Raw genomic sequence first — 24867 nt, forward strand, 5'->3', positions numbered from 1 at the left:
GGCTTAGGTCTGGACCGACGCGAACATTCGTGCCCGGACATGGGAGGCTTGGCCCATGGCCGTGCAGATCAACCCCAGCATCCTGTCCGCAGACTTCGCCCGCCTCGCGGACGAGGCTAAGGCGGTGGAGGGAGCCGACTGGCTCCACGTCGACGTCATGGACAACCATTTCGTCCCGAACCTCACGCTCGGAGTGCCGGTCGTAGAGTCTCTGGCCCGTGCGACGGACACTCCGCTGGACTGCCATCTGATGATCGAGGCCCCTGATCGGTGGGCGCCCCAGTACGTCGAAGCGGGGGCCGGATCCGTCACCTTCCACGTCGAGGCCGCCGCCGCCCCCGTCCGGCTCGCCCGGGAGATCCGCGCCAAGGGCGCCCGCGCCTCCATGGCGCTGAAGCCGGCGACGCCCATCGAGCCGTACGAGGATCTGCTCCCCGAGCTCGACATGCTGCTGATCATGACGGTGGAGCCGGGCTTCGGGGGACAGTCGTTCCTCGACATCATGCTCCCCAAGATCCGCCGCACCCGCGAGTTGATCAGCAAGCACGGCCTCGAACTGTGGCTCCAGGTGGACGGCGGGGTCGCGGCCTCCACCATCGAGCAGTGTGCCGACGCCGGGGCGGACGTCTTCGTCGCCGGGTCGGCCGTGTACAACGCGTCCGACCCGGCCGAGGCGGTACGTGCACTGCGCAACCAAGCGGAAGGGGCGACCGCCAAGGCGAGCTGGGCATGCGGCCACTGAGCCACAGGAACGTGAACGGCTCCCATCAGGGCTGATCAAGTCCGCCGGATCTGCAAGGATGAACGGCGAATCCAGAGTGTGAACAGCAGTGAGGAGATGGCCGTGTCGGGTATGTCGGCGGGCCGGTCAGCCATGCGGATGGGACCCGCTGAGCTGGTGCAGGCGGCGGCCATGGCCCGCCGCTTCTACCTCGAGGGCAAATCGAAGATCCAGATCGCCGAGGAGTTCGGCGTGAGCCGCTTCAAGGTGGCCAGGGTCCTGGAGACCGCTCTCGAACGGGATCTTGTACGCATCGAGATCCGCGTCCCGGCCGAGCTGGACGCGGAGCGCTCGGACGCGCTGCGCGCCCGGTACGGCCTCAGGCACGCGGTGGTGGTGGAGTCCCCGGCCGAGGCCGAGGAGTCGCCCGACCCCGAGAACCTCGGTGAGACGGCCGCGGACCTGCTCGGCGAGCTCGTCAACGAGGGTGATGTCCTGGGGCTCGCCTGGGGCCGGTCCACCATCCACATGGCGGCCGCCCTCGACCGGCTGCCGCCGTGCACGGTGGTGCAGCTGACGGGCGTGTACGACGCCGGGACCGCCGAGCGCGGCTCGGTGGAGGCGGTACGGCGTGCGGCCCAGGTGTCGGGCGGGGACGCGCACCCCATCTACGCGCCGATGCTGCTGCCGGACGCGGCCACCGCGGCGGCGCTGCGCAACCAGACCGGGATCGCGCGGGCCTTCGAGTACTTCGACAAGGTCACCGTCGCCTGTGTGTCGATCGGCTCCTGGGAGCCGGGCATCTCCACGGTGCACGACATGCTCAGCGACGAGGAGCGGGCGCACTACGCCTCCCTCGGCGTCGCCGCCGAGATGTCCGCGCACCTCTTCGACGCCCAGGGGCGCCGGGTGGGCCGGGACCTGGGCGAGCGGTGCATCACGGTCAAGGCCGACCAGCTCCGCCGTATCCCCGAGGTCGTGGCGATCGCGGGCGGGGCCCGCAAGGCCATGGCGATCGACGCGGTGCTGCGGTCCGGGCTGGTCACCAGCCTCGTCACGGACACGTCCGCGGCCGATGTGCTGATGGCGGCGGGGCCGACGCCGAAGCCCGCGTTGAACAGGGCTGACCCGGACGGCCTCTGACGGAAGGTCGGGGGAGGGCGGCCGTGGCAGCGTGGGTGACATGCCGCTGCGGTTCGTCCTCTGCCTGCTCCTGCTCGTGCTCGGGTGCTCGTCGACCCGGGACTCCGGCGAGGCCGTTCCGTCGTGGGTCGGTGACATGGCCACCGTCCAGGAGGCCCGGCTGCCCGCGCAGGCCCGCGAGACGCTCGAACTCATCGACGTCGGCGGGCCTTTTCCGTACGCCAGGGACGGCTCCGTCTTCGGGAACCGGGAACGGCTCCTTCCCGCCCACGAGCGCGGTTATTACCACGAATACACCGTCCCCACGCCGGGCTCACGCGATCGCGGAGCCCGGCGCCTTGTCACCGGGCGGAACGCCGAGATCTACTACACGGATGATCACTACGACTCGTTCAGGGCGGTACTGAGATGACGGAGGCCGTGGTCTCGCTGGACCTCGACGGCGTCACCGACAAGGCGGGCCTGATGGACCGCTGCGCCCGGGACCTGGGGCTGCCGGACTACTTCGGCCGCAACTGGGACGCGCTGGCCGACGTCCTGTCCGACCCGGGACTGTGGCCCGAGAGCGCCGCCGTGGTCGTCGTACGGAACTGGCAGCCGTACGCCGAGACGCGGCCGGGCGAGTGGGCGACCGCCTGTGACGTGTTCTCGCACGCCTCCGCCGTCACTGTGGCCCTGGCTCTCGGAGGATCCTCCTAGACGCCTCTGACCAGCCTGGATGAATCGACCGTGCATGGCGTTCCGGGCGTCATGGGAGAATGAGGTACGTGCTCTTTCCCCCTGGCTGACCTGTCCGGGGGCCACCTCTGATCGACTGGGATGTGCAGCACGTGCGTTTCCTCAACGACATCCAGCCCCCGTACGACCTGACGTACGACGACGTCTTCATGGTCCCGAGCCGGAGCGCCGTCGGTTCGCGGCAGGGCGTGGACCTCAGCTCCCCGGACGGCACGGGCACCACGATCCCGCTGGTCGTCGCCAACATGACCGCCATCGCCGGTCGCCGTATGGCCGAGACGATGGCCCGGCGCGGTGGCCTCGTGGTCATCCCGCAGGACATCCCGATCGAGGTCGTCACCGACGTCATCTCCTGGGTGAAGAGCCGGCACCACGTCCTCGACACCCCGATCGTGCTGGCCCCGCACCAGACCGTCGCCGACGCCCTCGCACTGCTGCCCAAGCGGGCGCACAACGCCGGTGTCGTCGTCGACGAGGAGGGCCGTCCCGTCGGTGTCGTCACCGACCAGGACCTCACCGGCGTCGACCGGTTCACGCAGCTCGCCGAGGTCATGTCCCGTGACCTGCTGCTGCTCGACGCGGACATCGACCCGCGCGAGGCCTTCAACCGCCTCGACGGCGCCAACCGCCGCTACGCCCCCGCCGTCGACAAGGACGGCAAGCTGGCCGGCATCCTCACCCGCAAGGGCGCCCTGCGGGCCACCCTCTACACGCCGGCGGTCGACGCCGACGGCAAGCTGCGGATCGCCGCCGCCGTCGGGATCAACGGCGATGTGGCGGGCAAGGCCAAGCAGCTGCTCGACGCGGGCGTCGACACGCTCGTCATCGACACGGCCCACGGCCACCAGGAGTCGATGATCAACGCGATCAAGGTCGTCCGGGCGCTCGACCCGCACGTCCCGATCGCGGCCGGCAACATCGTCGCCGCCGAGGGTGTGCGGGACCTCATCGAGGCGGGCGCGGACATCATCAAGGTCGGCGTCGGCCCCGGTGCCATGTGCACGACCCGGATGATGACCGGCGTCGGCCGGCCGCAGTTCTCCGCCGTCCTGGAATGCGCGGCGGAGGCCAAGAAGTACGGCAAGCACGTCTGGGCCGACGGCGGGGTCCGGCACCCGCGTGACGTCGCCATGGCGCTGGCCGCGGGCGCGTCCAACGTGATGATCGGGTCGTGGTTCGCAGGGACGTACGAGTCGCCGGGCGACCTCCAGCAGGACGCCAACGGCCGTCTCTACAAGGAGTCGTTCGGCATGGCGTCGGCGCGTGCGGTGCGCAACCGTACGTCCGACGAGTCGTCCTACGACCGGGCCCGCAAGGCGCTCTTCGAGGAGGGCATCTCCACCTCCCGCATGTTCCTCGACCCGACCCGTCCGGGCGTCGAGGACCTGGTCGACTCGATCATCGCGGGCGTCCGCTCCTCCTGCACCTACGCCGGCGCGGGCTCGCTCGAGGAGTTCGCCGAGAAGGCGGTCGTCGGCATCCAGAGCGCGGCCGGCTACGCCGAGGGCAAGCCGCTGCACGCCAGCTGGAGCTGAGTCCCGGCCTCAGGCTGGAGCCAAGTCCGTTGCGCACGGCCCCCGTTGGAAATTCGGGGGCCGTTCGCATGCCCGGGCGGCTACGGTCGCGGGCATGGAGATCGCACCCTGCCGGACCGAGGATCTCGGCGTCCTGGAGGACGTCATGCCGTCGTCCAGTGTCGACGGCAGCCACGCGGCACGCTTCGCCCGCCAGGAGGCGGGGGAGAGCACCTATCTGATCCCGTGGCTGAACGGCCGGCCCGTCGGCCATGCCGAGGTCCGCTGGACCGGCTGCGCGGCGCCCGAGGTGCGGGCGGTCCACTCCGGCTGCCCCGAGATCAACGGTCTCCTGGTCTGGCCTGAGCGGCTGCGCTCACGGGGCGTCGGCAGCGGGCTCGTGCGGGCCGCCGAGGAGCTGGCGCGGGCGCGGGGCGTCGAGGTCATGGGGCTCGGAGTGGGCATCGACAATCCGCGGGCCGCGGCGCTGTACGCGCGGCTCGGGTACCGGTCGACGGTGGCCTACGTGGACCGGTGGGCGTACGTCGATCAGACGGGCGTACGGCACGAGCGGGCCGATGTGTGCACCTTTCTCGTCAAGGAACTTCCTGGTCCTGTGGCCGAACCGAGCCCCTAGGAGCTGCCGCGCAACGAACGCCCGCCCCTCCGCCATGAACGCAACGATCTTGCGGTGGTGCGCAAGGTTGCCGCATGACGACCGTGACGTCTGGCTCATAGGGTCATGCGCTGTACGTGGCGTGGCGGGGACCCCGCTCGGTGGGTTCCTGCTCGCGCAGGTGTGCCGCCGGTCCCCTCGCGCCGATCGCAGCGACGAAGGAGTCAGCGCGTGCTCGACCAAGGCGCACCCCCGCAACACCGCACCACGCCGTCCCCGGGGCTGGGTGCGCGTCTGATGCGGCGCAAGCCCGTGGAACGCCTGGTCGCCGAGGGCGGCCAGGGTGAGGGCGGCAGTCTGCGCCGCACCCTCGGGCTGTGGCAGCTGACCATGATCAGCATCGGTGCCACCCTCGGCACCGGCATCTTCGTCGTCCTCGGCGAGGCCGTGCCGAAGGCCGGTCCCGCGGTCACCCTGTCCTTCGTCATCGCCGGACTGACGGCCCTCTTCTCGGCCCTGTCCTACGCCGAGCTCGCGGGCACCATCCCGGTCGCGGGCTCGTCGTACTCGTATGCGTACGCAACGCTGGGCGAGCTGGTCGCCTGGGTCTGCGGCTGGTGTCTGCTCCTGGAGTACGGCGTCTCGGTCGCCGCCGTCGCGGTCGGCTGGGGCGAGTACCTGAACGAGCTCCTCGACGGGACGATCGGCGTCACCATCCCCGACGCGCTGTCCGCCCCGCCCGGAGACGGTGGCATCTTCAACCTGCCGGCGCTGATCGTCGTCCTGTTGGCCATGGCGTTCCTGCTGGGCGGGGCGCGGGAGTCCGCACGCGCCAACACGATCATGGTGGTCGTGAAGATCGCCGCGCTGGTGCTGTTCTGCGCCATCGGCATCCAGGGCTTCCGCTCCGGCAACTACGCGCACTTCATGCCGCTCGGCATGGCGGGTGTCAGTGCGGCCGGGGCCACGCTCTTCTTCTCGTACATCGGCTTCGACGCCGCCTCCACCGCCGGTGAGGAGGCGAAGAACGCCCAGCGCGACCTGCCGCGCGCGATCATGCTGTCCCTGGTCATCGTCACCGCGCTGTACGTCCTCGTCGCGGCCGTCGCCGTCGGCGCCAAGCCCTGGCAGCGGTTCGGGGACTCCGAGGCGGCGCTCGCCCAGATCATGCGCGAGGTGACCGGGCAGAGCTTCTGGGGGACCCTGCTGGCCGCCTGCGCGGTCATCGCCATCGCGAGTGTCGTCCTGACGGTGCTCTACGGCCAGACCCGCATCCTCTTCGCGATGTCCCGGGACGGGCTGGTGCCGAAGGTGTTCGGGCGGGTGCATCCCAAGACGGGTTCGCCACGGGCCAACACGGTGATCGTGTCCCTGTTCTGCGGTGTCCTCGCCGCCGCGATCCCGCTGGGGCAGCTCGCCGACGCCACCAGCATCGGCACGCTCTTCGCCTTCGGCCTGGTCAACATCGCCGTCGTGGTGCTGCGTCGCACCCGCCCCGACATGCCGCGCACCTTCCGGGTGCCGCTGTCGCCGGTGCTGCCGGTGCTGGGCCTCGGGTTCTGCGTCTGGATGATGGGCAGCCTGTCCGCCGTCACCTGGGTGGTCTTCGGAGTCTGGATGGCGGCCGGGCTCGTGTTCTACTTCGTGTACGGCCATCGCCGCTCCCGTCTCGCGACGACCGCAACGCCCGCATCACCTGAGAGCTGATCCACCCACCGTGCTCAACGATCTCGACGAACGCATCGTCCACGCCCTCGCCGAGGACGCCCGCCGCTCCTACGCGGACATCGGGCAGATCGTCGGTCTGTCCGCGCCCGCCGTGAAACGACGGGTGGACCGGCTGCGTGCCACCGGCGCCATCACCGGGTTCACGGTGCGGGTCGACCCGTCGGCGCTCGGCTGGGAGACCGAGGGGTTCGTCGAGATCTACTGCCGGCACAACACCTCGCCGGAGATCATCCGGCGGGGTCTTGAGCGGTATCAGGAGGTCGTGGCGGCGTCCACGGTCACGGGGGACGCGGATGCGATCGTGCAGGTCTTCGCATCCGACATGCGGCACTTCGAACGGGTCCTGGAGCGGATCGCCGGGGAGCCGTTCGTGGAGCGGACCAAGTCGGTGCTGGTGCTGTCGCCGTTGCTGAGGCGGTTCTCGTCCGGGGCGCCGGGGTAGAGCTCGGCTGGTTGCGGTGCATGGCCGGGTGCGGGTGCGTCGTGGCCGTTCGCGCAGTTCCCCGCGCCCCTTGAGGTCGGACCAGGTCTGGTGCTGCATCCGCACCCCCACCCCCACCCCCTACTCCGCCGTCTTCCTCGCCAGCGCGTTGTTGTCCATCGAGTTGTGGACGCTGAAACTCACCGCGTCCGAGCGGTAGCGGTCGTCCGACCACTCCACCGGGCGGCCCTCGCGGGTCGTCGTCACGCGGCGGACCCGGAGGAGGGGGCTGGTGCGGCGGACGGACAGCAGGTCCGCGTCCTGTGCGCCCGCCGCGACCGCGTCGATGACATGCTCGCCGTACGCGAAGACCAATCCCGTGTCGTCGTACAGGCGTTGGGTGACGGACGGGCAGTCGGCCTCGATGGGCTCGACCGCGGGGGAGATCCAGTCGGCGTACACCGTCCGTTCCAGCAGGACCGGCTCGCCGTCCAGGCCGCGGACCCGCAGAACGTGCAACACCGGTGTCCCGGAGCGTAGTTGGAGGCGTACGGCATCCTCGGCGGTAGCCGGGCGGTACTCCTGGGCGATGACCTGTCCCGTTGCCTCGCGGCCCATCGCGCGGGCCCACTGGGCGAAGCTGCGCAGTTCGGCGAAGCTCTGGCTGCGGCGGCTGGCCAGCACCACGCGGCGGGCGCCCTGGCGGGAGCCGATGAGGCCCTCTGCGGTCAGCGCGGCGACGGCCTGGCGGACCGTGCCGCGTGAGACGCCGTAGTGGGCGGCGAGATCCGTCTCGGCGGGCAGGCGGCTGCCGACCGTGTACTCCTCGCGGTCGATCGCCCGGCGCAGTTCGTCGGCGATCTCTTCGTGTCGCGCCGCCATGCTTCCCCTCTGAGTCGACTGCTGTGCACAGCGTGACCAGCCTAGTCGACATGCGGCGGCATCCGGAGGGGCCCATGATTGGCCCGGAGTTCGGGGGCCAGCGTTTCTTCAGTGTTTACGGGGGTGACACCAGCGGCAGCCTTACTGGGGCCAACTTGTTCAGACAAGTTCTCAACGTCCTGGAGAAGTCGTGACCGTTTCCCTGCCGAGAACCGCCGCCCTCGGCGCCATAGCCGCGCTCACCCTGAGCGCCTGCGGCGCCGCCCCCGACACCGCCTCCACCACCGCCGACGGCAAGAACGCCGCCACCGCCACCTCCGCCGCCGACTTCGGCGGCCTCGACGCCCTGGCGACCGCGGCCAAGAAGGAGGGCACGCTCAACGCCATCGCGCTGCCCCGCGACTGGACCAACTACGGTGCCCTCATCGACGGGTTCGAGAAGAAGTACGGCATCAAGATCTCCGTCGAGAACCCCGACGGCGCCAGCCAGGACGAGATCAACGCCGTGACGTCGAGGAAGGGCCAGGGCCGCGCACCCGACGTGCTCGACCTCGGCAGCTCCTTCGCGATCAGCGCGGCCCAGCAGGGGCTGCTCGCCCCCTACAAGGTCCAGGACTTCGCCGACATCCCCGAGGGACAGAAGGACGCACAGGCCCGCTGGTACAACGACTACGGCGGCTACATCTCCATCGGCTGCGACGCGAAGCGGGTCAAGAGCTGTCCCACCACCTTCGCCGACCTGCTCAAGCCGCAGTACAAGGGCCAGGTCGCCCTCAACGGCAACCCCACCAAGTCCGGTTCGGCGTTCGGCGGCGTCTGGGCGGCCGCGCTCGCGAACGGCGGCTCCTTCGACGACATCCAGCCCGGCCTCGACTTCTTCAAGAAGCTGAAGGGCAACGGCAATTACACGCCCGTCGAGTCCACCCCGGCCACCGTCGAGAAGGGCGAGACGCCGATCAGCATCGACTGGGACTACCTCAACGCCGGGTACGCCGAGGAGTTCAAGTCCAAGGGTGTCGACTGGAAGGTCGCCGTGCCGAGCGACGGGCAGTTCTCCCAGTACTACTCCCAGGCCATCAACAAGGACGCCCCGCATCCGGCGGCCGCCCGGCTGTGGCAGGAGTACCTGTACAGCGCTGAGGGCCAGAACCTGTGGCTCAAGGGATACGCCCGCCCGGCCCTGATGACCGCCATGGAGAAGGCCGGCACCCTCGACAAGACCGCGGCGGCCAAGCTCCCCGAGGTCTCCGGCACACCCTCCTTCCCGACCGAGGCCCAGCAGGACAAGGCCAAGACGGTCCTCGGGCAGGGCTGGGCGAAGGCCGTCTCCGGATGACGGCCACGCTCCCGCGGGTCGACCCGGTGCCCGCCGCCGCGGTCGGGCGGCGGCGCCGGTCGCTCGGCTGGGTCGCCGTCGTCCCGCTGCTCGCCTTCACCGCCGTGGCCTTCGGACTGCCCGCCTGGGCGGTCCTCGACGGAGCCTTCACGCTCAAGAGCACCGGCGCCTACAGCACGGCCAACCTGACCGCCTCGTTGCAGGGCGCCTACCTCACCGCCCTCGTCGGCAGCGTCAAGCTGTCCGCCGTGTCCGCCGCCCTCGCCACGCTCCTCGGACTGCCGCTCGCCCAGGCCGTCGTCACCTCCCGGTACCGCGCGCTGCGCGAGGCCGTGCTCACCGCCTCCGGCGTCCTCGCCAACTTCGGCGGCGTCCCGCTCGCCTTCGCCTTCGTCGCCACCCTCGGCAACGCCGGCGTACTGACCCGGCACCTGGGCCTCACCGACCAGGGCTGGGACCTCTACAGCTTCTGGGGACTGGTCGTCGTCTACCTGTACTTCCTGATCCCGCTGATGGTCCTCACCATCACGCCCGCCCTGGAGGGGCTGCGCGTCCAGTGGCGGGAGGCCGCGCAGAACAACGGGGCGACCAGCGCGCAGTACTGGTTGCATGTCGCCCTGCCGGTGCTGCTGCCCACGCTGCTCGGTGGGTTCGTCCTGCTCTTCGGCAGCGCCTTCGCCGCCTACGCCACCGCCGCCGCGATCGTGGGCAGCTCCGTCCCGCTGATCACCCTCCAGATCGCCGACGCCCTCTCCGGCAACGTGCTCGTCGGCCAGGAGAACGTGGCCCTCGCCCTCAGCCTCGACATGGTCCTCGTCGCGGGCCTCGTCATGGCCGTGTACCTGCCCCTACAGCGGAGGAGTGCGCGATGGCTCGCCTGAACCTGTGGCGGTGGGGCGTGTTCGGCCTCGCCGGGCTGTACTTCCTGGTGCCGCTGGTCGCCTCCGTGGTCTTCACGGTCGACGTACCGGGACAGGGCCTCACCTTCGACGCCTACACACAGATCGTCGCCACCGGCGGCTTCGGCTCCAGCCTGCTGCTCTCGCTGGAGCTGGCCCTCGCCACCATCGCCGTCGTCCTGCTGCTGATGGTGCCCGCGATGGTCGCGCTGCGGCTCGGCGCCCCGAGGCTGCGGCCGGTGGTGGAGGTGGTGTGCTCGCTGCCGCTGGTCGTGCCCCCGATCGCGTTCGTCGCCGGCATCGTCACGGTCCTGAAGTGGGGACCGGAACACCTGTCGCGCACGCCGCTGTTCCAGACCTTCGTGGCGATCCAGAACCCCGACTTCCCCGTCGTACTCGTCCTGGCGTACGTCGTGATGGCGCTGCCCTTCGTGTACCGGGCGCTGGACGCCGGACTGCGCGCGATCGACGTCCCCACCCTCGTCGAGGCCGCGCGGAGCTGTGGCGCGAGCTGGCCGCAGGCCCTGGTCCAGGCGGTGCTGCCCAACCTGCGCGGGGCCCTGCTCAACGCCTCCTTCCTCACCCTGGCCCTGGTGCTCGGCGAGTTCACCGTCGCCCAACTGCTGGGCTTCCAGCCCTTCGCGGTGTGGATCGTCAACGTCAGCGGCTCGCAGGCCCAGTTGTCCGTCGCCGTGTCCGTGATGAGCCTGCTCGTCACCTGGCTGCTGCTCCTCGTCCTGGCCGGCTTCGGCGGGCGCTCCCGTACCACCTCCCGGGGTTGAACCATGAAAACGAACGAGAACACCGCCACGCTGAACACCACCGACAAAGCCGCCACCGTCGAATTCCGCGGACTCAGAAGGGAGTTCGGGCCCACGGTCGCCCTCGACGGCCTCGATCTCACCGTCCGCCCCGGTGAGCTGATCGCCCTGCTCGGCCCCTCCGGCTGCGGCAAGACCACCGCCCTCAGGATGCTCGCCGGCTTCGAACACCCCGACTCCGGCGCGGTGTTGGTGGACGGCGAAGACGTCACCCGGATCCCGGCCCACCGCCGCGACGCCGGGATGGTCTTCCAGTCGTACAGCCTCTTCCCGCACCTCGACGCGCTCGACAACGTGGCCTTCGGGCTGCGGATGCGAGGAGTGCGCACGGCGGAACGGCGGGCGCGTGCCGCCGAGTTGCTGGAACTGGTCGGGCTCGCCGACAAGGGCGCGCGCTATCCGCACCAGCTCTCCGGAGGCCAGCAGCAGCGCGTCGCGCTGGCCCGTGCCCTCGCCCTGCGGCCCCGGGTGCTGCTGCTGGACGAGCCGCTGTCCGCGCTGGACGCCAAGGTGCGGCTCACGCTCCGCGAGGAGATCAGGCGGCTCCAGCAGGAGCTGGGCATCACCACGCTGTTCGTCACCCATGACCAGGAGGAGGCTCTGTCCATGGCGGACCGGGTCGCCGTGATGCACGCCGGGAAGCTCGAACAGTGCGCGGCACCGGCCGAGCTGTACGGCCGTCCGGCCACCGCCTTCGTCGCCGAGTTCGTCGGCACGATGAGCCGGATCCCGGGGCGCGTGGCCGACGGTGTGGTCGACGTGCTCGGACAGCGGCTGCCGGTCGACGGCCCGGTGCCGGGGACGGGCGACGTGGACGTGCTGGTGCGGCCCGAGGCGGTACGGGTGAGCGCCGACGCCGACGGGAAGGCGCGGGTGCTCGCCACGTCCTTCCTGGGCGCGGCCGTCCGGGTCACCGTCCGGCTCGCCGACGGCGGCGAGGTCAAGGCCGATCTGCCCGCGCACGAGGCGGGTGCCCTGACGGCCGGTGCCCCGGTGAGCGTCTCGCTGCCCGAGCGGCCGGTGCTGGTCGCGGAACGGACCGTATGAAAGAGAAGGACATGACCCGACTTGCGCTCCAGGCCGTCCTGTTCGACATGGACGGCACGCTCGTCGACACCGAGCGGCTGTGGTGGCAGGCGGTGGAGGGGGTCGCCGGGCGGGAGCTGACCGAGGCGGACCGGGCGGACGTCCTCGGCCGTCCCGTCGAGCACACCGCCGACTGGCTGGCCGCCGCCACCGGCGCCCCGGCCGCCGATCTCGCCGACACCCTCCACCGGGAGTTCGCCGACCGGGTCCGCGACGGTGTCGTGCCCCGCCCCGGCGCACTCGACCTGCTCGACGCGCTGGCCCGTGAGGGCGTACCGACCGCGCTGGTGACGGCGTCGCCCCGGTCGGTCGCGGACACCGTGCTGAGCGCACTGGGCACCGGCCGTTTCGCCGTCTCCGTCACCGCCGACGACACCGAGCGCACCAAGCCGGAGCCGGACCCCTATCTGGCCGCGTGCCGGGCGCTCGGCGTGGACCCCTCGGGGTGCGTCGCCGTCGAGGACACGGAGACCGGCGTGACCTCCGCCGAGGCGGCGGGCTGCACGGTGCTCGCGGTGCCGTCCCTCGCCCCCATCGAGGCGGCACCCGGCCGGACCGTCGTGGCCGGCCTGGCCGGGGTGACGCCGTCGGCACTGCGCGCGCTGCTCCCGTCGTGAGCCCCGCGTATTTCGCTGGGCAGCGGGCCCACAGGTGTCTAGCATCGGTGTCATGACCTGGCGACATTGATCCAGCAGCCGTGCCTCCCGAGGGCCGCCTCGGACGCCGCAGCGACGACGTCCGAACCGCCCTTCCGGGAAGGCCTCATGACACTCTCACCCGCACGTGTGCCCGCGACCGGCGTCCGCCGGCTGACGACCACGCTGTACGGCTACGCGTTCCTCGACGACTTCGTGCTGCTCTACCCGGTGTACGCGCTGCTGTTCGCGGACACCGGGCTGTCGCTCTGGCAGATCTCCTCGCTCTTCGCCCTGTGGTCGATCACGGCCGTCGTCCTGGAGGTGCCCTCGGGCGCACTCGCCGACGCCGTGTCCCGACGGCTGCTGCTGTGGGTCGGCCCGCTGTTCAACGCGGTCGGCTTCGCGCTGTGGGTGATCGTCCCGTCGTACGGCGCCTTCGCGCTCGGCTTCGTCCTGTGGGGCATCGGCGGAGCACTCTGCTCCGGTTCACTGGAGGCGCTGGCGTACGACGAGCTGGACCGGCTCGGGGGCGCGGATCGCTACGCCCGGGTGATGGGGCGGGTCCGGGCGGCGCGGCTGGTGGCCACCATGGCCTCGATCGGGGCCGCCGGGCCGGTGTTCGCGCTGGGCGGCTACCCGGCCGTGGGTGCGGCCAGTGTCCTGGCCTGTGTGCTGGCCGCTCTGGTGGCGACCCGGCTCCCTGAGCACCGGGCGGGGCGCGAGGCAGACGGTGACGGCTGGTGGGTCACCCTGCGGACCGGGCTCGGCGAGGCGCGCGGGAACCGTTCCGTCCGCGGCGCTCTGCTGCTGATCCCGGCCGTCGCCGCGGTGTGGGGCGCGCTCGACGAGTACACCCCGCTGCTGGCCCGCGACACCGGCGTCGCCGAGGCGACCGTCCCCTATCTGATCCTCCTCGTCTGGACGCTCGTGACCGCGGCGAGCCTGCTGACCGGCCCCGCCGAACGCCTCGGCACCACCGGCATGGCCTGGCTGCTGGCCGGCTCGGCCCTCGCCCTGGCCGTCGGCGCCGCCCTGCGCACCCCGGCCGGTATCGCCCTGGTGGGCCTGGCCTTCGGCGGCTTCCAGCTGGCGGAGGTGCTCGCCGACGTACGGCTCCAGCACCGCATCGACGACGCCCGCCGGGCCACGCTCACCTCGGTGGCGAGCCTCGGCACGGAGCTGGTCACGGTCCTCACCTTCGCCGCGTACGCGCTGCTCGGCGCGCGGGCCGACCACAGCACCGTCTTCGTGATCCTGTCGGTGCCCTACCTGGTCACCGCCCTGGCCCTGGGCAGCCGACGCAACGAATCGCCGCCGCAGCCGCCTCGCGCGCAATGAACCGCCCGGCGGCGCGCAACGGCTCCTTCTTGTCGGGCCTGGTCAGGCGACCGTACCGTCTAGATGGCCCGCTAGATGGCCCCCGCAACCACCCCTTCCGCCCCGGTGAGGATCACGCATGCGCACCGCCCTGCTCCAGAGCTCCGGCCGCCCCGGCTCGGTCGACGGGAACCTCAAGGTCCTCGACGAGGCCGCGGGCCGTGCCGCCGCCGCGGGCGCCGGGCTGCTGACCGCGCCGGAGATGTTCCTCACCGGGTACGCGATCGGCGACGACATCGCCCGCCTCGCCGAGCCGGCCGACGGGGAGGGCGCGGACGCGGTCGCGGAGATCGCCGTACGGCACGGGGTGGCCATCGCGTACGGATACCCGGAGGCGTCCTCCGGAGCCGTCTTCAACTCCGCCCAGCTGATCTCGGCCGCCGGCGACCGCCTCGCCAACTACCGCAAGACCCATCTCTTCGGCTGCTTCGAGCGCGACCACTTCACGCCGGGCCAGCAGCACGTCGTCCAGGCCGAGCTGAACGGTCTGACCGTCGGGCTCCTGATCTGCTACGACGTCGAGTTCCCGGAGAACGTCCGGGCGCACGCCCTGGCCGGGACGGACCTCCTCGTCGTCCCCACGGCCCAGATGCATCCGTTCCAGTTCGTCGCCGAGTCGATGATCCCGGTGCGGGCCTTCGAGAACCAGATGTACGTCGCCTACGTCAACCGGGTCGGCCAGGAAGGGGAGTTCGAGTTCATCGGGCTCTCCGTCCTCGCCGGGCCCGACGGGGTCGCCCGCACCCGCGCCGGACGCGATGAACAGCTGGTGTTCGCCGACGCCGACCCGGCCTTCCTCGCCGCCTCCCGCGAGGCCAACCCGTATCTGCGGGACCGGCGTCCCGAGCTCTACGCCTGAACACCCCGCATTCTTCGCAGCAGCATTTCGCAAGGAGTCCGTACCCCATGACGTCCACGGTGCCCAACGCCGTCCAGCACGCCGACGCGCAGCAGCCGCCGATCACCATGTTCGGCCCGGACTTCCCGTACGCGTACGACGACTTCCTCGCCCACCCGGCGGGCCTCGGTCAGATACCGGCGACCGAGCACGGCACCGAGGTCGCGGTCATCGGCGGCGGTCTGTCCGGCATCGTGGCCGCCTACGAGCTGATGAAGATGGGCCTGAAGCCGGTCGTCTACGAGGCCGATCAGATCGGCGGACGGCTGCGGACGGTCGGCTTCGAGGGCTGTGACAGCTCCCTGACGGCGGAGATGGGCGCGATGCGCTTCCCACCGTCCTCCACCGCGCTCCAGCACTACATCGACCTGGTGGGTCTGGAGACCCGGGCGTTCCCCAACCCCCTTGCGGAGTGCACTCCTTCGACCGTCGTCGATCTCAAGGGCGAGTCGCACTACGCCGAGACCGTCGACGATCTGCCGCAGGTCTACCGCGATGTCGCCGCCGCCTGGAACAAGTGCCTCGAAGAGGGCGCCGACTTCTCCGACATGAACCGGGCCATGCGCGAGCGGGACGTGCCGCGCATCCGGGAGATCTGGGCGAAGCTCGTCGAGAAGCTCGACAACCAGACCTTCTACGGCTTCCTCTGCGACTCCGAGGCGTTCAGGTCCTTCCGGCACCGCGAGATCTTCGGCCAGGTCGGCTTCGGCACCGGTGGCTGGGACACCGACTTCCCCAACTCCATCCTGGAGATCCTGCGCGTCGTCTACACCGAGGCCGACGACCACCACCGCGGCATCGTCGGCGGTTCCCAGCAGCTGCCGCTGCGGCTGTGGGAGCGCGAGCCCGAGAAGATCCTCCACTGGCCCCACGGCACCTCGCTGGCGAGCCTGCACATGAACGGCGAGCCCCGGCCCGCCGTGACCCGGCTGCACCGCACCGCGGGCAACCAGATCACGGTCACCGACGCCAACGGCGACATCCGCACCTTCCAGGCGGCGATCTTCACCGCCCAGTCCTGGATGCTCCTCTCGAAGATCGCCTGCGACGACTCGCTCTTCCCGATCGACCACTGGACCGCCATCGAGCGCACCCACTACATGGAGTCCTCGAAGCTCTTCGTGCCCGTGGACCGGCCGTTCTGGCTGGACAAGGACGAGGAGACCGGGCGGGACGTCATGTCGATGACCCTCACCGACCGGATGACGCGCGGGACCTACCTCCTGGACGACGGACCCGACAAGCCGGCCGTCATCTGCCTCTCCTACACCTGGTGCGACGACAGCCTGAAGTGGCTGCCGCTGTCCGCCAACGAGCGGATGGAGGTCATGCTGAAGTCGCTCGGCGAGATCTATCCCAAGGTCGACATCCGCAAGCACATCATCGGCAACCCGGTGACCGTGTCCTGGGAGAACGAGCCGTACTTCATGGGCGCGTTCAAGGCCAACCTCCCGGGCCACTACCGCTACCAGCGGCGCCTGTTCACCCACTTCATGCAGGACCGGCTGCCCGCGGACAAGCGCGGCATCTTCCTCGCCGGCGACGACATCTCCTGGACGGCCGGCTGGGCCGAGGGCGCGATCCAGACCGCGCTGAACGCGGTCTGGGGCGTCATGCACCACTTCGGCGGCGCGACCGACGCGACCAACCCGGGACCGGGTGACGTCTACGACGAGATCGCACCGGTGGAACTGCCGGAGGACTGAGCCTCCGCGGCACTCCTCAACCGGGAAGCGGCGTCAGCAGCATCCGCCCCGCGAACCCCACCGCCGTGTCCAGCCGTTCCGTGAACTCGGCCGCCACGTCCGGCAGTCCGCGCAGTGCCCACAGGGCCCGGGCCGCGGTCCAGGTCGCGTCCCTGGCCCGCTCCAGGCTCCACGCGCCCAGCAGATGGGTGAGCGGGTCGGCGATCTGGAGCAGATCGGGGCCCGGCATCAGATCTTCGCGGATGCGCTCCTCCAGCGAGACGAGGAGATCGCCCACGCGGTCGAACTCGTCCTCGACATCGACGGGTTCGCAGTCGAGCGTACGACAGGTGTCCACGACGGCGAGCGCCAGATCGTGCCCGATGTGCGCGTTGATGCCCGCGAGGGCGAACTGAAGCGGTCGTACGCCCGGATGGCGGCGGAACTGGAAGAGAGGCCGCCAGCAGGCGGGCGGGCGCCGGTCGCGGGTCACCGCGTCCACCGCCCGCAGATAGCGCTCCGCGAACCGCACGTCCAGCGTGATCGCGGTGCGCGCGTCCGCGAACCGGCCGCTGTCGATACCCCGGTCGACCGCCTCGGTGACGGCGAGGTAGACGCGGTTGAACACCGCGAGCCCGTCCCGTTCCGGAAGGGCCTCGTCCAGGGCACGCATCCGGTCGACGACGGTGTCGACGGGGGTGGTGAAGTGTTCCAACTGCGCCATGCAGGCAGGGTCCCAGGCCTAGGCTGGCCGAAGTGGCGGCGGGCCCGACGCTTCCCCAGAACGGGGGAACGCACCCGCCGTGGGGGAGGGGATCAGCGGGTGTCGGGCTTACGTGCGCGTCGCCTGGCCGAGCGCAGGGCCGAGCGCCGGCGTGCCGCGCGCCGCAACGGCATGGTCGCGGCGGCGTCCGTCGTGGTCGCCGTCGGCACCGCGACCGGGATGGTGTCGGCGCTGGGCGAGGGACGCGGCGTCGACGAGGCCCGCCCCGGGGTGACGGAGTCGCCGACCCTGGACATCCGGCCGCCCGCACCCTCGCCGTCCCCGTCGGTGACCACCAGATCGGCGTCCCCGTCGGCCACCCCGAAGAAGAAGCCGAGCCCGACGCCCTCGCCGACGAGGACCGAGGCCGACAAGCAGCGGCCGTCGTCCGCGTCCGTCCGCCTCTACCGCCACCCCGACTCCCAGGTGCTCGACTGGGTCAGGGAGAACGCCGGCGACCCGCGGCACGACGTCATCGAGTCCCGGATCGCCGACCAGCCCGCGGCCGTCTGGTTCGCCGACTACGCGCCGGACAGCGTCACCGCGCGGGTCGAGTCCGTCACCGCGGGCGCCGCCGCGCAGGGCCGGGTGCCGGTCGTCGTGGCGTACACCATCCCGGGCCGCGACTGCGGCGGCGCCTCCCAGGGCGGGGCGCCGGACCTCGACGCGTACGACGCCTGGATCGACCGGTTCGCCGCGGGGCTCGGCTCCGGCGAGGTCGTCGTGATCCTGGAGCCCGACTCGATCGCCCAGTCCGAGTGTCTGTCCGGTGGCCAACGGGCCGACCGATTCGCCTCCTTGGCCCGCGCGGGCCGCGTACTGAAGGCCGCGAACCCCAAGGCGCGGGTCTACTACGACGCCGGCCACTCCGGCTGGCACCCGGCGGCCAGGCAGGCGGAGCTGCTGCGGCAGGCGGGCGCCGGGTCGGCCGCGTCCTCCGACGGGGTCTTCAGCAACGTCTCGAACTTCCACCGCACCGCCGACGAGATCGCCTACGACCGCCGGGTCCTCGCCGCGCTGGGCGGCCCGGCGGGCCTCGGTGCCGTCATCGACACCAGCCGCAACGGCAACGGCGCTCCCGCCGACGGCGAGTGGTGCGACCCCGACGGCCGCAAGCTGGGCCGGCCGCCCACGCTGAACACGGGCGAGGCCCGGATCGACGGCTATCTGTGGGTGAAGCTGCCGGGCGAGTCGGACGGCTGCAAGGGGGCGCCGGGGACGTTCACCCCGTCGTACGCCTACGACTTGGCGTCGTCGTAAGGGCCGTCGCCGGGAGAGCGGTCGTTCGGTGAGCCGTCGCCGGGAGAGCCTTCGTAGGACGACGTTCCCTCGTCCAACAGCGGCTTCTGCTCCCTGAGATGGGCCGGCGCGAACGCCCGCAGCGCGTGGTAGCCGGTGATGACGACCACCGTGCCGAGCGCGATGCCGCTCAGCGAGAAGGTGTCGGTGAACTTCATCGTCACGTTGCCCACACCGATGATGATGCCCGCCGCGGCCGGCACCAGGTTCAGCGGATTGCGCAGGTCCACCTTGGAGGTGATCCAGATCTGCGCGCCGAGCAGACCGATCATGCCGTAGAGGATGACGGTGATACCGCCGAGGACACCGCCCGGGATCGCGGCGACGACCGCGCCGAACTTGGGGCAGAGGCCGAAGAGCAGGGCGAAGCCGGCGGCGGCCCAGTAGGCGGCGGTCGAGTAGACGCGGGTCGCGGCCATCACGCCGATGTTCTCGGAGTACGTGGTGTTGGGCGGGCCGCCCAGCGCGGTGGACAGCATCGAACCGACGCCGTCCGCCGAGATCGCCGTGCCGAGCTTGTCGTCCAGCGGGTCGCCGGTCATCTCGCCGACCGCCTTGACGTGCCCGGCGTTCTCCGCGACCAGCGCGATGACGACGGGGAGGGCGACGAGGATCGCCGACCACTCGAAGGACGGGCCGTGGAAGTCCGGCAGACCGACCCAGTCGGCGTTGCCGACGGCGGAGAGGTCCAGCCGCCAGTGGTCGGTGAGCTTGCCGCTCGCGTCCACCGAGTGGATACGGCCGAAGATCCGGTCGAAGGCCCAGGAGATGCCGTACCCGAAGATCAGCCCCAGGAAGATCGCGATCCGGGACCAGAAACCGCGCAGACAGACGACGGCCAGACCGGTGAACAGCATGACCAGCAGGGCCGTCCACTGGTCCTGCGGCCAGTAGGTGCTCGCGGTCACGGGAGCCAGGTTGAAGCCGATCAGCATAACCACCGCGCCGGTGACGATCGGCGGCATCGCGGCATGGATGATCCGCGCCCCGAAGCGCTGGACGGCGAGCCCGACGAGGAACAGCGCGACGCCGACCACGAAGACCGCGCCGGTGACGGTGGCACTCGTACCACCCTGGGCGCGGATCACGGCCGCGACACCCACGAAGGACAGTGAGCAGCCGAGATAGCTGGGCACCCGGCCGCGCGTGGCGAGCAGGAAGATCACGGTCGCGACGCCGGACATCATGATGGCCAGGTTGGGGTCCAGGCCCATCAGGACGGGGGCCACGAAGGACGCCCCGAACATCGCCACCACGTGTTGGGCGCCGAGCCCGACCGTGCGGGGCCAGGACAGCCGTTCGTCGGGGCGTACCACCGCTCCGGGCGCGGGCGTCCGCCCGTCTCCGTGCAGCTTCCAGCGCACGCCGAGGTCCATGGTGAGGTTTCGCTTTCTCTGTACGTGAAGCTTGTCCGGACCATTGTCACGGGTACCTCGGGGTCCTACGCTCGCACGGTCCTATTCATGAACTGCGTTCATATCCATGACCAACAGTGCGATGGATCGGAGTGCGCGATGAGGGGAAGAAGATCCCGTACGGCGGTTCTGCTGGCCGCGGTGGTGACGCTGGGGGCCGTGCTCGTGCCCTCCGCGCACGCCGCCCCCGGTGCCCCGAGGACCGCCGTGCTCGACGGCGACCGGCTCCAGCGGACGAAGCTCCGCCTGGACCGAGGCGACCCGCGACTCGGCAATTCTCTGCGGCAGTTGACGGCCCGCGCCGACAACTGGCTGCACCAGGGCCCCTGGACGGTCGTCGACAAGCCGAAACCCGCCCCTGGAGGGGACGTTCACGACTATCTCAGCCAGGCCCCCTACTGGTGGCCCACCACGGCCCCCACCGCCGACAACCCCTGGGGCTGCCCCTATGAACAGCGGGACGGACAGCGCAACCCCGAGGTCGACACCGGCACCGACCGCCAGGACGTCGAGCGGGTCTTCGACTCGACGTACGAGCTGACGCTCGCCTGGTACTACACCGGCCGTAAGGCCTACGCCGAGAAGGCCGGACAGATCCTGCGCACCTGGTTCCTCGACCCGGCGACCCGGATGAACCCCAATCTGGACCACGCGCAGTTCATCCCCTGCAAGTACGACGGCCGCGCCATCGGCATCATCGACTTCTCGCAGTCGTACACCAGCGTCGTCGACGCCGTGGCGATCCTCGCCACGGGCGCCCCGGGCTGGTCGCGGGCCGACCGGGCGGGCATGGACCGGTGGCAGACGGACTTCCTCGACTGGCTGCTGACCAGCGACTTCGGCAAGCAGGAAGCCGCCGCCACCAACAACCACGGCACCTTCCACGACCTCCAGCTCGCCGCCCTGGCGTACGCGACCGGTGACAAGGACCTGGCCAGGCGCACCGTCCTGGCCGCCCGTTCGCGGCGCATCGACGCGCAGATCGCCGCCGACGGCGGCCAGCCGCAGGAGCTCGCCCGCACCCGCAGCTGGCACTACTCCACCTTCGACCTGGTCGCCTACACCCGCCTCGCGGCGATCGGCCGCCACGTCGGCGTCGACCTGTGGAGCCATGAAGGCCCCGACGGGCAGAGCCTGTTCAGGGCCGTCGACTTCCTGCTGCCCGCCGCCACCGGAGCCGCCGCGTGGCCGTATCCCGAGCTGGAGTTCCACCGCTACGCCGCCGCCGACGTCGTCCACGCGGCGGCCGACGCGGGGGACCGCCGAGCGCGGGACGCCGTGCCGTACCTGGAGGCGCCGCCCGGGGGTGACCTCTGGGCGCTGCGGCCGGCGGCGGAACAGCTGGACTCCATCGCGGGCTGACCCGGCCGCCCCGGGGTTCCTGAGCGCTCGCTTAGGATAGCTCCGTTCCCTCGCTTTTCAGCCACGTTCAGGAGCCCCACCCGTGACCGCCGACGCCCCGACCGCCCCCGCCCTGTCCCACGGCAGGCTGATCCCCGTCACCGTCCACTTCGACGACCTCGACGCGCTCGGGCTGCTGCACAACGCCCGCTACCCGCTCAAGGTCGAGCAGGCCTGGACCGAGCTGTGGCAGGGGTACGGCATCCACTTCGAGGGCGACTGGGCGGCGGCCGGCGACGCCTGCAACGCGGTCAGGGAACTGCGGATCTCGTACGAGGCGCCGGTCACCAGGACCGGCGTCTACGCCGTCCACCTCTGGCTGGAACGGCTCGGCACGACCGGCCTGACGTACGGCTTCCGCTTCTGCTCGCAGGACGGCGCCGAGACCTACGCGCAGGGCACACGTGTCCTGGTCCGGCTGGACTCGCAGACGCTGCGCCCCGCGCCGTGGAGCGACCGGTTCAGGGCCGCGGGGCAGGAGCTCCTGCGTACGGAGGGCTGATCGCGCCGGGCCTGGGGGTGTCGGACACCGGCTCCGTCGGCCGAAGTCGTGCCCCAGGCCTGCTGTCGGAGGCCGATACCGTCGGCCGGAGTCGGTGCCTCAGGCCTGCTGGTCGGACATCGGCACCGTCGGCCGGCTGAGCTTCGGCCGGTCACGGTCGCCCGCCCGCAGCACGTTCGCGAAGGCCACGAGCCCGCTCGCCAGCACCGTCACCAGGATGAACGACACCAGCAGGCTGGTCGCCTGGGCGATGGTGCCGATCGCGCTCGGCGCGACCAGCCCCGAGGTGTAGGTGATCGTCGCGACACCGGCGATGGCCAGGCTCGGGTTCGAGCCGCTGCGGCCCGCGGCGGCGAAGCACAGCGGTACGACCACGGCGATCCCCAGCCCCATCAGGGCGAACCCGGCCATCGCCATCGCCGGGGTGTTCGACAGGACGATCAGCAGTCCGCCGACCACGGCGAGGACACCGCCCGCCCGGACCGTGCGCACCGAGCCGTACCGGTCCACGATCCGGTCGCCGGCCAGCCGTGCGACCGCCATCGTCAGGGTGAAGCCGGTCGTGCACGCGGCCGCGAGGCCCGCCGAGGTCTCCAACTGGTCCCGCAGATAGACCGCGGACCAGTCCAGGCTCGCGCCCTCCGCGAAGACCGCGCAGAACCCGACGGCACCGATGAGCAGCGCCGACTTCGGCGGGAGCGCGAACCGCGGCGGCGGCTCCTCGTCCTCGGTGGGCTGGAGGTCGAGCACCCAGCGGCAGGCCAGCAGGCCGAGGCAGGTCAGGACGGCCGACGCCAGGACGTGATGCAGACGCGCGTCCGAGCCCAGGTGGGCGGCGAGCGTACCGGCCGCCGAGCCGATCACCGTGCCCACACTCCACATGCCGTGCAGGCTGGACATGATCGACCGGCCGATCCGGTTCTCGATCTCGACGCCGAGGGCGTTCATGGCCACGTCCGCCATGCCCGCCGTGGCGCCGAAGACGAAGAGGGCGAGGCACAGGGCCGCGAGATTGGGGGAGAGGGCCGGCAGGACCAGGGCCAGTGTCCACAGGGAGAGCAGCCCGCGCAGGGCGTTGCGGGCGCCGAAGCGATGGCTGATCCGGCCCGCCAACGGCATGGCCAGGGACGCGCCGAGCGCGGGGAAGGCGAGCGCCAGACCGAGCTGCCCCGCACTCACCGAGGCGTGGTCCTGGATCCACGGCACACGCGTCGCGAAGGATCCGGTGACGGCGCCGTGCACGGCGAAGACGGCGGCCACGGCATAACGGGCCCGCTTCACCTGCCCCTGGTCATACAGCACGTCACTCATACTCTCCCGCCCCTTTGCGGCCTGTGGACCCCGTCGGCGTCGTAAACTATCAGGGACCCTGCCTGATAGATAGAGCAGTCCAAGCCGCTGATCTGGAAGGATCCCCGGCATGCCCGCATCCCCCAGTACCGCCCGGGCCATCAACGACCGGCTCGCCCTGCGTCTGCTCCAGCAGGAAGGCCCTTTGACGGCAGGGCAGTTGAAGCAGCTCACCGGTCTGTCCCGGCCGACGGTCGCCGACCTCGTCGAGCGCCTCGCCGCGGCCGGTCTGATCGAGGTGGCCGGGGAGTCGGGCGAGCAGCGACGCGGCCCGAACGCGAAGTTGTACGGCATCGTCGCCGACCGGGCCCACCTGGCCGCGCTGGACGTCCGCACCGAGGGCGTCTCCGTCGTCGTATCGGATCTGCTGGGCCGGGTGCTGGCCGAGTCCTCGGTCCCGATCGCCGGGGACATCGGCACCGGAGCGGCGGTCGAGCAGGCGGTGGCGCTGGTCGAACGGGTCGCCAAGGAGGCGGGCGCCGACCGGCTGCACACCGTAGGGATCGGCGCCCCCGGCCTCATCGACCCCGCCACCGGCGAACTCCGGAACTCCACGGGCCTGCCCGAGTGGCACCGCCGTCTGGTCGCCGCCCTCCAGGAACGCCTCCCGGAGGCCCGCGTCCACGTCGAGAACGAGACCAACCTGGCGGCCCTGGCCGAACAACGGGACGGCGCGGCACAGGACCGGGACACCTTCGTCCTCCTGTGGCTCGGCCACGGCACGGGCGCCGCCGTGGTCCTGGACGGCTCCCTGCGCCGCGGCGCGTCCGGAGGCACGGGGGAGATCGGCTTCCTGCCGGTACCGGGAACCGACGGCCTCCCGTCCGCGACGGGCTGCGAGGGCGGCTTCCACTCCTTGGCGGGCTCGGCGGCGATCGCGCAGCTGGCGGGGGAGTACGGGGTGGTGGCGGAGGCGACTGAGCACGAGCCGGTGGCGGCGGGACTGGTGGGGACGGCGGTCGCAGAGGGCGCCGGCGACTTCCTGGACACCCTCGCCGACCGCCTCGCCGTAGGCGTCTCGTCGGTCGTCGCCGTTCTGGACCCGGGGTGTGTGGTCCTGGGCGGCGAGGTCGGAGAGTCGGGCGGGGCGGAACTCGCCGGCCGCGTACAGGAACGGGTCCGCCGCATGTCACCCCTGCCGACAGAGGTGCGGTCCAGCACGCTGGGCGGCGCAGCAGTACTGCGGGGCGCCCTGCTGACGGCACGAGAACGAGCCCAGGAGGACCTGTTCAGCCCACCGGAGCGCAAAGACTCTCGGCTGCGTCGCTGAGGACCCGGCGGCGGGCAAGGGCCGTCGTCACCGCCGCCGGGCCGGTCTGCGGTGATCCAAAAAGGACTAGACCAGAGGGTCTTACAGTTGGGCCGGGTTGAGAAGTCCAGTCACCGCACGTGTGAGCCACTCCACATGACGCACCCGGATGGACCACGATCAGCCGTGGCACACTGGCCATGTACCAGAAGCAGCGCACTCCGGGGTCGGTGAAAGTCCGAACCGGCGGTTACAGTCCGCGACCCGACCGCTTCCAGCGGCCGGTTGACCAGGTGAAATTCCTGGACCGACGGTTAAAGTCCGGATGGGAGGCAGTGCGCGGCGGGCGGGCATTCGTGCGCGCCGCCGTAAGTGTTCGTCCTCA

Annotated in this window: 23 protein-coding genes, 1 pseudogene and 1 riboswitch; of the genes and pseudogenes, 20 read left to right on the forward strand and 4 right to left on the reverse strand. The window is 71.2% G+C overall.

Annotated features, from left to right (window positions below):
- Positions 1 to 55 precede the first annotated feature (55 nt).
- The 8 genes from rpe to ACIHIX_RS21400 all read left to right on the forward strand — a co-directional run bounded on the left by rpe (position 56) and on the right by ACIHIX_RS21400 (position 6902).
- Positions 56 to 742, forward strand: coding sequence for a ribulose-phosphate 3-epimerase (rpe, locus tag ACIHIX_RS21365; RefSeq protein WP_329341386.1), 687 nt, complete (start codon positions 56 to 58; stop codon positions 740 to 742).
- Positions 743 to 820: 78 nt separating this feature from the next.
- Positions 821 to 1864: a sugar-binding transcriptional regulator gene (locus ACIHIX_RS21370; protein WP_399958345.1), complete on the forward strand. Its 1044-nt coding sequence runs from the start codon at positions 821 to 823 to the stop codon at positions 1862 to 1864.
- A gap of 40 nt (positions 1865 to 1904) precedes the next feature.
- Positions 1905 to 2276, forward strand: a complete 372-nt coding sequence (locus ACIHIX_RS21375) for a ribonuclease domain-containing protein (protein WP_399958348.1) — start codon at positions 1905 to 1907, stop codon at positions 2274 to 2276.
- Positions 2273 to 2563, forward strand: coding sequence for a barstar family protein (locus tag ACIHIX_RS21380; RefSeq protein ID WP_399958351.1), 291 nt, complete (start codon positions 2273 to 2275; stop codon positions 2561 to 2563). The genes ACIHIX_RS21375 and ACIHIX_RS21380 overlap by 4 nt, the downstream gene beginning before the upstream one ends.
- 131 nt (positions 2564 to 2694) lie before the next feature.
- Complete coding sequence (locus ACIHIX_RS21385; protein WP_399958596.1) at positions 2695 to 4137, forward strand: GuaB1 family IMP dehydrogenase-related protein; 1443 nt, start codon at positions 2695 to 2697, stop codon at positions 4135 to 4137.
- Positions 4138 to 4231: 94 nt separating this feature from the next.
- Positions 4232 to 4753 carry a GNAT family N-acetyltransferase gene (locus ACIHIX_RS21390; protein WP_399958353.1) on the forward strand — a complete coding sequence of 174 codons (522 nt, stop codon included), beginning with the start codon at positions 4232 to 4234 and terminating at the stop codon, positions 4751 to 4753.
- A gap of 210 nt (positions 4754 to 4963) precedes the next feature.
- On the forward strand, positions 4964 to 6439 hold the full coding sequence (locus ACIHIX_RS21395) for an amino acid permease (protein WP_399958356.1): 1476 nt from the start codon (positions 4964 to 4966) through the stop codon (positions 6437 to 6439).
- Positions 6440 to 6449: 10 nt separating this feature from the next.
- Positions 6450 to 6902: an Lrp/AsnC family transcriptional regulator gene (locus ACIHIX_RS21400; protein ID WP_329341394.1), complete on the forward strand. Its 453-nt coding sequence runs from the start codon at positions 6450 to 6452 to the stop codon at positions 6900 to 6902.
- A 120-nt stretch (positions 6903 to 7022) separates the two neighbouring features.
- On the opposite strand, the gene ACIHIX_RS21405 is transcribed toward ACIHIX_RS21400, so the two are convergent.
- Entirely contained in the window at positions 7023 to 7763 is a 741-nt protein-coding gene (locus ACIHIX_RS21405; RefSeq protein WP_399958360.1) for a GntR family transcriptional regulator, read from the reverse strand.
- Between the two features lie 190 nt (positions 7764 to 7953).
- On the opposite strand from ACIHIX_RS21405, the gene ACIHIX_RS21410 reads away from it, so the two are divergent.
- The 8 genes and pseudogenes from ACIHIX_RS21410 to ACIHIX_RS21445 all read left to right on the forward strand — a co-directional run bounded on the left by ACIHIX_RS21410 (position 7954) and on the right by ACIHIX_RS21445 (position 16524).
- Positions 7954 to 9099: an ABC transporter substrate-binding protein gene (locus tag ACIHIX_RS21410; RefSeq protein WP_399958363.1), complete on the forward strand. Its 1146-nt coding sequence runs from the start codon at positions 7954 to 7956 to the stop codon at positions 9097 to 9099.
- Complete coding sequence (locus tag ACIHIX_RS21415; protein ID WP_399958366.1) at positions 9096 to 9980, forward strand: ABC transporter permease; 885 nt, start codon at positions 9096 to 9098, stop codon at positions 9978 to 9980. The genes ACIHIX_RS21410 and ACIHIX_RS21415 overlap by 4 nt, the downstream gene beginning before the upstream one ends.
- A complete protein-coding gene (locus ACIHIX_RS21420; RefSeq protein ID WP_399958369.1) occupies positions 9968 to 10780 on the forward strand; it encodes an ABC transporter permease in 813 nt (270 codons plus the stop codon). The genes ACIHIX_RS21415 and ACIHIX_RS21420 overlap by 13 nt, the downstream gene beginning before the upstream one ends.
- Positions 10781 to 10783: 3 nt before the next feature.
- Positions 10784 to 11866 carry an ABC transporter ATP-binding protein gene (locus ACIHIX_RS21425; protein WP_399958372.1) on the forward strand — a complete coding sequence of 361 codons (1083 nt, stop codon included), beginning with the start codon at positions 10784 to 10786 and terminating at the stop codon, positions 11864 to 11866.
- An 11-nt stretch (positions 11867 to 11877) separates the two neighbouring features.
- Positions 11878 to 12513, forward strand: a pseudogene (locus tag ACIHIX_RS21430) (HAD family hydrolase); the annotation flags it as partial.
- 156 nt (positions 12514 to 12669) lie between these two features.
- Entirely contained in the window at positions 12670 to 13881 is a 1212-nt protein-coding gene (locus ACIHIX_RS21435; protein WP_399958374.1) for an MFS transporter, read from the forward strand.
- 118 nt (positions 13882 to 13999) lie between these two features.
- Entirely contained in the window at positions 14000 to 14779 is a 780-nt protein-coding gene (locus ACIHIX_RS21440) for a carbon-nitrogen hydrolase family protein (protein WP_399958377.1), read from the forward strand.
- A 47-nt stretch (positions 14780 to 14826) separates the two neighbouring features.
- Positions 14827 to 16524, forward strand: a complete 1698-nt coding sequence (locus ACIHIX_RS21445) for a flavin monoamine oxidase family protein (RefSeq protein ID WP_399958380.1) — start codon at positions 14827 to 14829, stop codon at positions 16522 to 16524.
- Between the two features lie 16 nt (positions 16525 to 16540).
- Here ACIHIX_RS21445 and ACIHIX_RS21450 read toward each other — a convergent pair whose 3' ends face one another.
- Positions 16541 to 17227 (reverse strand): DUF5995 family protein, encoded by a 687-nt coding sequence (locus ACIHIX_RS21450; RefSeq protein WP_399958383.1) that lies wholly within the window; start codon positions 17225 to 17227, stop codon positions 16541 to 16543.
- A gap of 171 nt (positions 17228 to 17398) precedes the next feature.
- Here ACIHIX_RS21450 and ACIHIX_RS21455 point away from each other — a divergent pair, with 171 nt between their 5' ends.
- A complete protein-coding gene (locus ACIHIX_RS21455; RefSeq protein WP_399958599.1) occupies positions 17399 to 18526 on the forward strand; it encodes a glycoside hydrolase family 6 protein in 1128 nt (375 codons plus the stop codon).
- Here ACIHIX_RS21455 and ACIHIX_RS21460 read toward each other — a convergent pair.
- The gene (locus ACIHIX_RS21460) at positions 18505 to 19941 is read right to left on the reverse strand and encodes a uracil-xanthine permease family protein (protein ID WP_399958385.1); all 1437 of its coding nucleotides are present in this window, start codon (positions 19939 to 19941) and stop codon (positions 18505 to 18507) included. The two genes, ACIHIX_RS21455 and ACIHIX_RS21460, sit on opposite strands and share 22 nt — an antisense overlap.
- 138 nt (positions 19942 to 20079) lie before the next feature.
- On the opposite strand from ACIHIX_RS21460, the gene ACIHIX_RS21465 reads away from it, so the two are divergent.
- Both ACIHIX_RS21465 and ACIHIX_RS21470 read left to right on the forward strand, forming a co-directional pair.
- Positions 20080 to 21342 (forward strand): alginate lyase family protein, encoded by a 1263-nt coding sequence (locus ACIHIX_RS21465; RefSeq protein ID WP_399958387.1) that lies wholly within the window; start codon positions 20080 to 20082, stop codon positions 21340 to 21342.
- Between the two features lie 82 nt (positions 21343 to 21424).
- Positions 21425 to 21883: an acyl-CoA thioesterase gene (locus ACIHIX_RS21470; RefSeq protein ID WP_399958390.1), complete on the forward strand. Its 459-nt coding sequence runs from the start codon at positions 21425 to 21427 to the stop codon at positions 21881 to 21883.
- A gap of 99 nt (positions 21884 to 21982) precedes the next feature.
- On the opposite strand, the gene ACIHIX_RS21475 is transcribed toward ACIHIX_RS21470, so the two are convergent.
- Positions 21983 to 23194, reverse strand: coding sequence for an MFS transporter (locus ACIHIX_RS21475; protein WP_399958392.1), 1212 nt, complete (start codon positions 23192 to 23194; stop codon positions 21983 to 21985).
- A 109-nt stretch (positions 23195 to 23303) separates the two neighbouring features.
- Between ACIHIX_RS21475 and ACIHIX_RS21480 the strand changes: the two genes are divergently transcribed.
- Positions 23304 to 24503, forward strand: coding sequence for an ROK family transcriptional regulator (locus ACIHIX_RS21480; RefSeq protein WP_399958394.1), 1200 nt, complete (start codon positions 23304 to 23306; stop codon positions 24501 to 24503).
- A 191-nt stretch (positions 24504 to 24694) separates the two neighbouring features.
- Positions 24695 to 24825, forward strand: a riboswitch (FMN riboswitch).
- The last annotated feature ends 42 nt before the right edge of the window (positions 24826 to 24867 follow it).

It is taken from the genome of Streptomyces sp. NPDC051913, from assembly GCF_044593635.1.
In the GTDB taxonomy this organism is placed as follows: Bacteria; Actinomycetota; Actinomycetes; order Streptomycetales; family Streptomycetaceae; genus Streptomyces.

Coding starts and splice junctions, on each gene's coding strand:
- rpe (WP_329341386.1), top strand. CDS start 56: ATGGCCGTGCAGATCAACCCCAGCATCCTGTCCGCAGACTTCGCCCGC.
- ACIHIX_RS21375 (WP_399958348.1), top strand. CDS start 1,905: ATGCCGCTGCGGTTCGTCCTCTGCCTGCTCCTGCTCGTGCTCGGGTGC.
- ACIHIX_RS21380 (WP_399958351.1), top strand. CDS start 2,273: ATGACGGAGGCCGTGGTCTCGCTGGACCTCGACGGCGTCACCGACAAG.
- ACIHIX_RS21390 (WP_399958353.1), top strand. CDS start 4,232: ATGGAGATCGCACCCTGCCGGACCGAGGATCTCGGCGTCCTGGAGGAC.
- ACIHIX_RS21405 (WP_399958360.1), bottom strand. CDS start 7,763: ATGGCGGCGCGACACGAAGAGATCGCCGACGAACTGCGCCGGGCGATC.
- ACIHIX_RS21415 (WP_399958366.1), top strand. CDS start 9,096: ATGACGGCCACGCTCCCGCGGGTCGACCCGGTGCCCGCCGCCGCGGTC.
- ACIHIX_RS21420 (WP_399958369.1), top strand. CDS start 9,968: ATGGCTCGCCTGAACCTGTGGCGGTGGGGCGTGTTCGGCCTCGCCGGG.
- ACIHIX_RS21425 (WP_399958372.1), top strand. CDS start 10,784: ATGAAAACGAACGAGAACACCGCCACGCTGAACACCACCGACAAAGCC.
- ACIHIX_RS21435 (WP_399958374.1), top strand. CDS start 12,670: ATGACACTCTCACCCGCACGTGTGCCCGCGACCGGCGTCCGCCGGCTG.
- ACIHIX_RS21440 (WP_399958377.1), top strand. CDS start 14,000: ATGCGCACCGCCCTGCTCCAGAGCTCCGGCCGCCCCGGCTCGGTCGAC.
- ACIHIX_RS21445 (WP_399958380.1), top strand. CDS start 14,827: ATGACGTCCACGGTGCCCAACGCCGTCCAGCACGCCGACGCGCAGCAG.
- ACIHIX_RS21450 (WP_399958383.1), bottom strand. CDS start 17,227: ATGGCGCAGTTGGAACACTTCACCACCCCCGTCGACACCGTCGTCGAC.
- ACIHIX_RS21455 (WP_399958599.1), top strand. CDS start 17,399: ATGGTCGCGGCGGCGTCCGTCGTGGTCGCCGTCGGCACCGCGACCGGG.
- ACIHIX_RS21460 (WP_399958385.1), bottom strand. CDS start 19,941: ATGGACCTCGGCGTGCGCTGGAAGCTGCACGGAGACGGGCGGACGCCC.
- ACIHIX_RS21465 (WP_399958387.1), top strand. CDS start 20,080: ATGAGGGGAAGAAGATCCCGTACGGCGGTTCTGCTGGCCGCGGTGGTG.
- ACIHIX_RS21475 (WP_399958392.1), bottom strand. CDS start 23,194: ATGAGTGACGTGCTGTATGACCAGGGGCAGGTGAAGCGGGCCCGTTAT.
- ACIHIX_RS21480 (WP_399958394.1), top strand. CDS start 23,304: ATGCCCGCATCCCCCAGTACCGCCCGGGCCATCAACGACCGGCTCGCC.